Origin of the sequence: Mesorhizobium sp. M7A.F.Ca.CA.004.04.2.1 (assembly GCF_004022825.1) — a bacterium.
Classification (GTDB): Bacteria; Pseudomonadota; Alphaproteobacteria; order Rhizobiales; family Rhizobiaceae; genus Mesorhizobium.
Window position 1 is genome coordinate 1 of the sequence record NZ_RZPH01000230.1, and the last position, 6,790, is coordinate 6,790.

6 protein-coding genes are annotated in these 6,790 nt (G+C 62.5%); 2 read left to right on the plus strand and 4 right to left on the minus strand.

What is annotated here, in order from left to right:
* Both EN893_RS12880 and EN893_RS12885 read right to left on the minus strand, forming a co-directional pair.
* A partial coding sequence (locus EN893_RS12880) for an urea carboxylase-associated family protein (protein ID WP_164900829.1) occupies window positions 1-547 on the minus strand: 547 nt, incomplete at its 3' end.
* 92 nt (window positions 548-639) lie between these two features.
* Window positions 640-1,497: a helix-turn-helix transcriptional regulator gene (locus EN893_RS12885; RefSeq protein WP_127267834.1), complete on the minus strand. Its 858-nt coding sequence runs from the start codon at window positions 1,495-1,497 to the stop codon at window positions 640-642.
* A 229-nt stretch (window positions 1,498-1,726) separates the two neighbouring features.
* Between EN893_RS12885 and EN893_RS12890 the strand changes: the two genes are divergently transcribed.
* Window positions 1,727-2,737: a fatty acid desaturase gene (locus EN893_RS12890; protein ID WP_164748999.1), complete on the plus strand. Its 1,011-nt coding sequence runs from the start codon at window positions 1,727-1,729 to the stop codon at window positions 2,735-2,737.
* A 92-nt stretch (window positions 2,738-2,829) separates the two neighbouring features.
* Entirely contained in the window at window positions 2,830-3,657 is an 828-nt protein-coding gene (locus tag EN893_RS12895; RefSeq protein ID WP_127267833.1) for a PhnD/SsuA/transferrin family substrate-binding protein, read from the plus strand.
* Here the strand turns inward: EN893_RS12895 and EN893_RS12900 are convergent.
* Both EN893_RS12900 and EN893_RS12905 read right to left on the minus strand, forming a co-directional pair.
* Window positions 3,622-4,977, minus strand: coding sequence for a Xaa-Pro peptidase family protein (locus EN893_RS12900; protein WP_127267832.1), 1,356 nt, complete (start codon window positions 4,975-4,977; stop codon window positions 3,622-3,624). The two genes, EN893_RS12895 and EN893_RS12900, sit on opposite strands and share 36 nt — an antisense overlap.
* Window positions 4,978-4,986: 9 nt before the next feature.
* Window positions 4,987-6,790: FAD-dependent oxidoreductase (locus EN893_RS12905; RefSeq protein WP_164900830.1), on the minus strand; the 1,804-nt coding region annotated here is incomplete at its 5' end.

Consider the following 6,790-nt stretch of genomic DNA (forward strand, 5'->3'; position numbering starts at 1 on the left):
GGTGATGGTCGACCGAGCAAGCGGTGACCACCAGCAGGAGGTCCTGTTCGGCGCGCAACGTCACATAGCCGCCCGGCGGGTTGATCGACGCGGAAACCACCAGCCGACCGTCGGGTTCCGGCAAGGAGTTCTGAAAGAGATCGACCGGATCGGGGGCGAAAGGCAGCGATATGCCCTCTGTGGCCAGCGCCTGCATCAGATTGTCCCGGCAGTTCGGATGATTGGGAAATCCGGCGCGCTCATAAAGCGCGCTGTCGCAAGCGGGGTAAAGCATGTCGTGCGGACCCGGCGAGCCATCTTCGACCAGCGTCAGCATCGGCTTGGCGGCGGCACTGAAGAAACTGTCGCCGATTGCGGGAAAAAGCCGCTCGGTGATGTCACGGGTCTGCGAGGTGCTCAGCCAGTCGACCGTCGGGTCGGTGCTGAAAGCCCAGAGATCGGAAACCTGCTGTCCTTTGGGATCGATGATGCGGATGAGGTCGCCTTGTGAGACGCGGATGGCGCGGCCCGACTGGGGTGGAACGACGATGCGGCGCGGATCGGGCATGAGCTGTCCTTCAAAAATGGAAATGGCGTGGCCGGGACGAGGCTCCACCAGAGGACCATGATTGCCAGAGATCAGACCATGATTGCCAGAGATCAGACAGTGCCTGTTGGGAACGACATGCCGGCCAGCCTGTGCGCGAAGCCGGACGCCTCGTGCGCGTTGATGTCGGCGGCGCGGATCAGATTGTCAAAATGCTGGATCAGCGTCTGGATCGGCTGGGTGGCGTTGAGCACCAGATACATGTCGCCGACATAAATGGCGGCGCGATAGGGACCGAAGATGGTGTAGGGGATGGAATAGCGAATCCGCCCGTCATAGAGAAACAGCCGGAAGGTGGGGTAGAGGTCGTCGAGCAGCGTCGCCATGTGCAGCAATTGGGCGCGGCGGTCGGCTTCCGGGAAACGATCCCAGACACCCAGGCCGCGGGCGAAAATCTCCAGCGTATGGCGAGGCATGCAGACTTCCATGTCGGTTTCCGGCCGCCTGTTGTAGTCGATGCGGTATTGCGTTTCGCCGGCCTGGGCGAGGCGGCTCTTGTTGGTGATGCCGGCTTCGTAGTCGACCAATGCTTCGGTGCGCAGAAGGTCGGGAATGCCGGCCGGTACGTAGCGGATCTTGGTGCCGGCCGCCTCGGCATGCCATTTGGCCAGCAGCGTGCGGTCGAAGCCGTCCGGTGCCTCTTCTATCTCCAGGCTCTCGCGGATTTCGCCGGTGAGACCCTCGTCCTGGCTGAGGCCGAGAAGCCAATCGAGCGACACCTTGAACTCGGCGGCGATGTTGAGCAGCGTTTCCGCTCGGGGCAGGCGCGTCGAGGCGCCCGACAGCAGCTGCGACAGCGCCGAACGGTCGATGCCGACCGCGGTCGCGAAGGCCGACTGGTTGAGGTCGGAGCGTGTCAAGAGTGTTTTCAGGCGCTCGCGGAAGATCGTCGACAGGTCGCGCTTGTCCATGTGCGTGCTCCACCTCGATTGAGGAAAAATTTGCGCCGAATCGCTTCCGAGCGCACCTCAGGCGTAAATGAATCCCTAAGCCTGTTTACAATGTGTAACATGTGCGGTCAAAAATGCGCAATCGCAACAGTTTGTGTACTTTGTCTCGTTGAGTGGAATCACTTCTCCTGACACAATGTTGTCAGGAGCCAATTGGGGCTCCGGCGACTGAGGGGCAGTGGTCGATAGCATGACGAGCAAGAGCATCAGGCGACACAGCGCACCGGCCATAGAGTGGCCGACCGTGGTACTCGCCTTCTTCTGCTACGCAACTTGGCTCGCCACCGGTTTCCTGCTCTGGCCATCTTACCCCATACTGGCGCTCGCCCTCCTGGCTTTGACCGCCGCACTGCAATCGTCGATCATGCACGAAGTGCTGCACGGTCATCCGACACGCAACGCGCGGGTCAATGAAGCCTTCGTGTTCCTGCCGATCGGTCTGGTCTGGCCGTTCCGCCGCTTCAAGACCATCCATCTGCGCCACCACGCCGACGAGCGGCTGACCGATCCGCTGGACGATCCGGAAAGCTATTATCAGGCGCTCTGGCAGCACGACGAACTGCCGCCGACGATGAAATTCCTACTCAAGATCAACAACACCATGGCCGGCCGCTTCGTGCTTGGCCCGTGGCTGTCCTGCGTCGGCTTCTTCATCGACGATGCCAAGCACGTGATCGCCGGTGACAAGGCGATCCGCAAGGCCTGGCTGCTGCATGCGATCGGCCTTGCCGTCGTGATGCCGATCGTGCAGTTCGGCTTCGGCATCCCGCTGTGGCTTTACATTCTGGTGCCGGTCTGGCTCGGCCAGTCGCTGATCTCGATCCGTACTTTCGCCGAGCATCAATGGTCGGAACATCCGGAAGGCCGCACGGTGATCGTCGAGCGCTCGCCGCTGTCGTTCCTGTTCCTCAACAACAATTTGCACTTCGTCCATCACAAGACCCCGACCGTGGCCTGGTACAAGCTGCCCAAGCTGTTTCGCGATCGCCGTGAGGAATGGCTGCGGATGAACAATGGCTATGCCTATCCCAACTATTTCGCGCTGATCAAAGCCTATGCGTTCAAGGCGAAGGAGCCGATCGTGCACCCGGTGCTGCGGCGTCAAGCCGAGCCGGGCAGGGCCTTCAAGCCGCGCATCAGGGCGCGCAGCATCAGCGGACTCGGCAGTGCGCCGGTTCCCGCAGAGCCGCCGAAGGAATAATTCCGGTCTACCCGGAATCCGTGTCGGCCAATTCTGATTGGGCGCCGCGTTTTTGCGATCATTTTTCCAGACATGATGATTTGATATCCGGCATGAGTGAATTGGTTGCGGCGTTGCCGATGTATGACTGGCCCGAAATACGCGGCGAGGTCGACGCGCAATGGGCGCTGTTGCGCGACGCGTTTCGGCAAAAGGGTATCGACGCACCGCAAACCATCGTGCGGCGCAATGGAGACCTGCCGCCGGTGCCGGGCGGTATTCGTGATGCTGCCGGTGCATTGATCGCATCCGATCCAGTGACATTGCCGCCGGACGAACTCGATTTTCACAGACTGTGGCTGCACCCGGCGCTGCTGTTCGCGCAGACCTGCTGGGGGCCGATGGAACTCGGCCTGTCCAGGCATGTGCAGGTGGTTGCCCAGCCAAGCTACGACGCCTACGAAGGCGGGCAGGGCGAGCTCTATTCCAGCGCCATCGTCATGCTGGCGGATGGCGCGCCGTCGGTTGCCTCGCCCAATGACGGCAGCCCGCTGATCCCACTCGATCGGATCCGCGGCAAGCGCTTCACCTTCAACAGCCTCGATTCGATGTCGGGGTTCCTCGGTTTGACGCGCGACCTGGAGGCGATGGGCGAGAGCCTTGACCTCTTTGCCTCGCGCAGCGAAAGCGGTGGGCACCGTTCCTCGATCGTCGCAATTGCAGAGGGCAAGGCCGATATAGCGGCCATCGACTGCGAGAGTTGGGCGCTGGCGCAACGCTTCGAGCCGGCGGCGAAAAAGGTGGCGGTCGTTGGCTGGACCGGACGGCGCAAAGGCCTGCCCTACATCACCGCCGCAGGGACACCGGAAAAGACGGTTGGGGCGTTGCGCGAGGCCATTGCCGGGCTAGCCGAGCAGTCTCTTATCCAACGGGTAGGTTGAGAGCTGTTCGTTGCCCGTCTCGGTGATCAGTATCTGTTCCTCGATCTTGACGCCTTCGCGCCCGCCAAGCCTGCCGATATAGCTTTCCACGCACAGCACCATGCCCGGTTCCAGCACGCCGTCCGGAGTGTCCGATGTCCAGTCGCTGGCATGCGGCAAGGTCGGGTATTCATCGGCCAGGCCGACGCCGTGATAGAGCACGCCGTAGCGCGTCGGGAAGCAGTCGCCGGGCGGCACCGCCGAGCGTTCGACGAGGTCGCGAAACGAGATGCCTGGCTGCATCAGTGCCGCGTTGTGCCCGATCTGGTCGGCAGCGATGCGGAACAGGTCGCGCTGTTCGCTGGTCGGCTTTCCATCGCCGCACAGCCATGTGCGCGACAGGTCGGCGCAGAAGCCGTAGGGGCCGATCAGGTCGGTGTCGAAGGCGACGAGATCGCCAGCCTCGATCTTGCGCGACGAGCATTCCTGGAACCACGGATTGGTGCGCGGGCCTGACGTCAGCAGTCGCGTCTCGATCCATTCGCCGCCGCGCGCGATGTTGCCGCGGTGCAGTTCCGCCCACAATTCGTTTTCGGAAATCCCCGGCTTCAGCGCTTGTTCCATCTCGCCCATCGCCGCCTCGCAGGCGACGATCGCGCGGCGCATGGCGAGGATCTCGTCGGGTGATTTGATCAGCCGCGCGTTCTCCATCAACGCTTCGCCATTGCCGATGGAAATGCCGAGGCGAGCCAGCTCCTCGACGCCTTCCGGATTGATATGGTCGACGGCGATGCGGCTGTTGCCGCCGCCATGCTCTTTCACCAGATCGGCTATTCCTGCGGCCCAGCGGCGGACCTTTTGCTCGGTCAACTCACCGCCATAGAGATACATCCACGACACTGCCGGTCGCACTTCGTCGACGACGCCGGAATGATCGGACAAATGCTCGCAGGAGAAATAGTCGAACAGCACCACCGGCCCCTCCGCGGCGACAAAGCAATGCCGCGTCGGGTTGTGCGCCACCCATAGCTGCATGTTGGTGCTGTCTGTGGCGTAGCGGATGTTGACGGGATCGTAGAGCACGGCGCCGGCATAGCCGCGGCGCCTCAGCTCGGCGCGGATGCGCTCCAGCCGGTATTGGCGCATCGCCGCCAGATCGGGCGCGGCAATGCCTGCCGCGGCCCATTCAGCCTCGGCCTGCGCACCGTAGCCCAGCACATGCTGGTTGAGCGAAGCCGCCTTCTGGCGGGAGGCGTCGCGCAAGGCTTCGATCGAATCGGCTTCGAACGGCATGATTTTGCGATGCCGGCCAAAGCTGCCCTTCGGCCCCGCGTTGTCCATGGTCGAAACTCAGGTCCGCATCTTCTCGCCGCTCGGATCGAAGGGCGCTTCGACATTGATGCGGGCCGGGCGCCGGTGACCGAGGATCTCGATCTCGAACAGCCCGGCACTTTCGTCCTCGGCAAGCGCTGCGGGGACGTAGCCCTGCGCCATCGACTTCTGCACATAATGCGCATAGCCGCCCGACGTGACCCAGCCGACCACGCGCCAGTCACCGTCGACGATACCCCGCACGGCGGAAGCGCCTTCGGTAGCCTTGGAGCCACGTATTTCCTTGCCGCCCTCGTCGAAGCGGGGCGCGCCATAGCCATGCGGCTTTTCAACCGTGCCATAGTCCTTGCTGACCTTGGCCCAGATCGGCTCATCGCCCATGACATCGGCGTCGGTGGCATCGACGATGAAGGAGACGCGGCGCAGCTTTGGCCCCTCGGCCTGTTCCTTGGCAGCGGCCTCGCGGCCGATGAAGTCGTTCTTCTCGAGCTTGATGAAGCGGTCCATCGCGCCTTCGAACGGTCCATAGATCGGCCGCAACTCGCGGAACCAGGTCGGAAAATTCTTTTCGAGGCGCATGGAGAGCAGCGCGCGCATGCCGAAATCGACAAGGCCGAATTCCTCGCCGGCGTCCTTGATCGCTTTGTAAACCAGGCGCTCGTAGGCCGGTGCCATCCAGATTTCATAGCCGAGGTCGCCGGTGTAGGTGATGCGGTTGACCATGCAAGGCGCCCCGCCAACCGCCATCTCGCGGAAATCCATGAAGCGGAAGGCTTTTGTCGAGACATCGACATCGACCAATTTCTGCAGCAAGTCACGTGACTTCGGCCCTGCGATCGACAGGCCGACCAGCGTCTGGTCGAAGCGGTGGATGCGCACCGTTCCGTCCTTCGGTAGATGCTTCTCGAACCAGCGCATGTGGTATTTCTGCGCCGCCGAGGAACCCCAGATCATGAAGCGGTCTTCTGCCGCCTTGGCGATGGTGAAGTCGCCAATCAGCTTGCCGAATTCGTTGAGCATCGGCGTCAGCACGATACGGCGGGTCTTCGGCATGCGGTTGGTCATCAGCCGGTTGAGGAAATCCTCGGCTGCGGGTCCCGAGACTTCGTATTTGGCAAAATTGGCGATCTCGGTGACACCGACACGCTCACGCGTGGCGCGCACTTCCTCACCGATCGGCCCAAAATCGTTGGAGCGGTGGAAGGAGACGATATCCCTGGGTTCCTTGCCTTTCGGTGCGAACCAGAGCGGCGTTTCAAGTCCCCAGCTGTCGCCCATGACGGCATTGTTGGCCAGCATCGTGTCGTAGAGCGGTGTCGTCTGCGCCGGGCGTGCCGCCGGCAGTTCCTCATTGGGGAAGCGGATGGAGAAGCGGCGCGAATAGTTTTCGCGCACCTTGGCGTTGGTGTAGCGCAGGCCTGCCCATTCGCCGAAGCGGGTGACATCCATGCCCCAGACGTCGAAGCCGGGATCGCCATGCACCATCCAGTTCGACAGCGCGAGGCCGACACCGCCGCCCTGGCTGAAGCCGGCCATGACGGCGCAGGCGCACCAGAAATTGGTCAGGCCCTGGACCGGGCCGACCAGCGGGTTGCCGTCGAGCGCGAAGGTGAAGGGGCCGTTGATGATCTGCTTGATGCCGGCTTTCTCGATGCCGGGGAAATGCTTGAAGCCGATTTCCAGCGACGGGGCGATGCGATCGAGGTCCGGCGGCAACAATTCATGGCCGAAATCCCACGGCGTGTTGACCGGCGACCACGGCTTGCAGGCCTTCTCATAGGTGCCGAGCAGGATGCCGTTGCGTTCCTGGCGGGTGTAGATC

Excerpts from the sequence above, each read along its gene's own strand:
- EN893_RS12900 (WP_127267832.1), bottom strand. The coding sequence starts at position 4,977 with ATGGACAACGCGGGGCCGAAGGGCAGCTTTGGCCGGCATCGCAAAATC.
- EN893_RS12885 (WP_127267834.1), bottom strand. The coding sequence starts at position 1,497 with ATGGACAAGCGCGACCTGTCGACGATCTTCCGCGAGCGCCTGAAAACA.
- EN893_RS12895 (WP_127267833.1), top strand. The coding sequence starts at position 2,830 with ATGAGTGAATTGGTTGCGGCGTTGCCGATGTATGACTGGCCCGAAATA.
- EN893_RS12890 (WP_164748999.1), top strand. The coding sequence starts at position 1,727 with ATGACGAGCAAGAGCATCAGGCGACACAGCGCACCGGCCATAGAGTGG.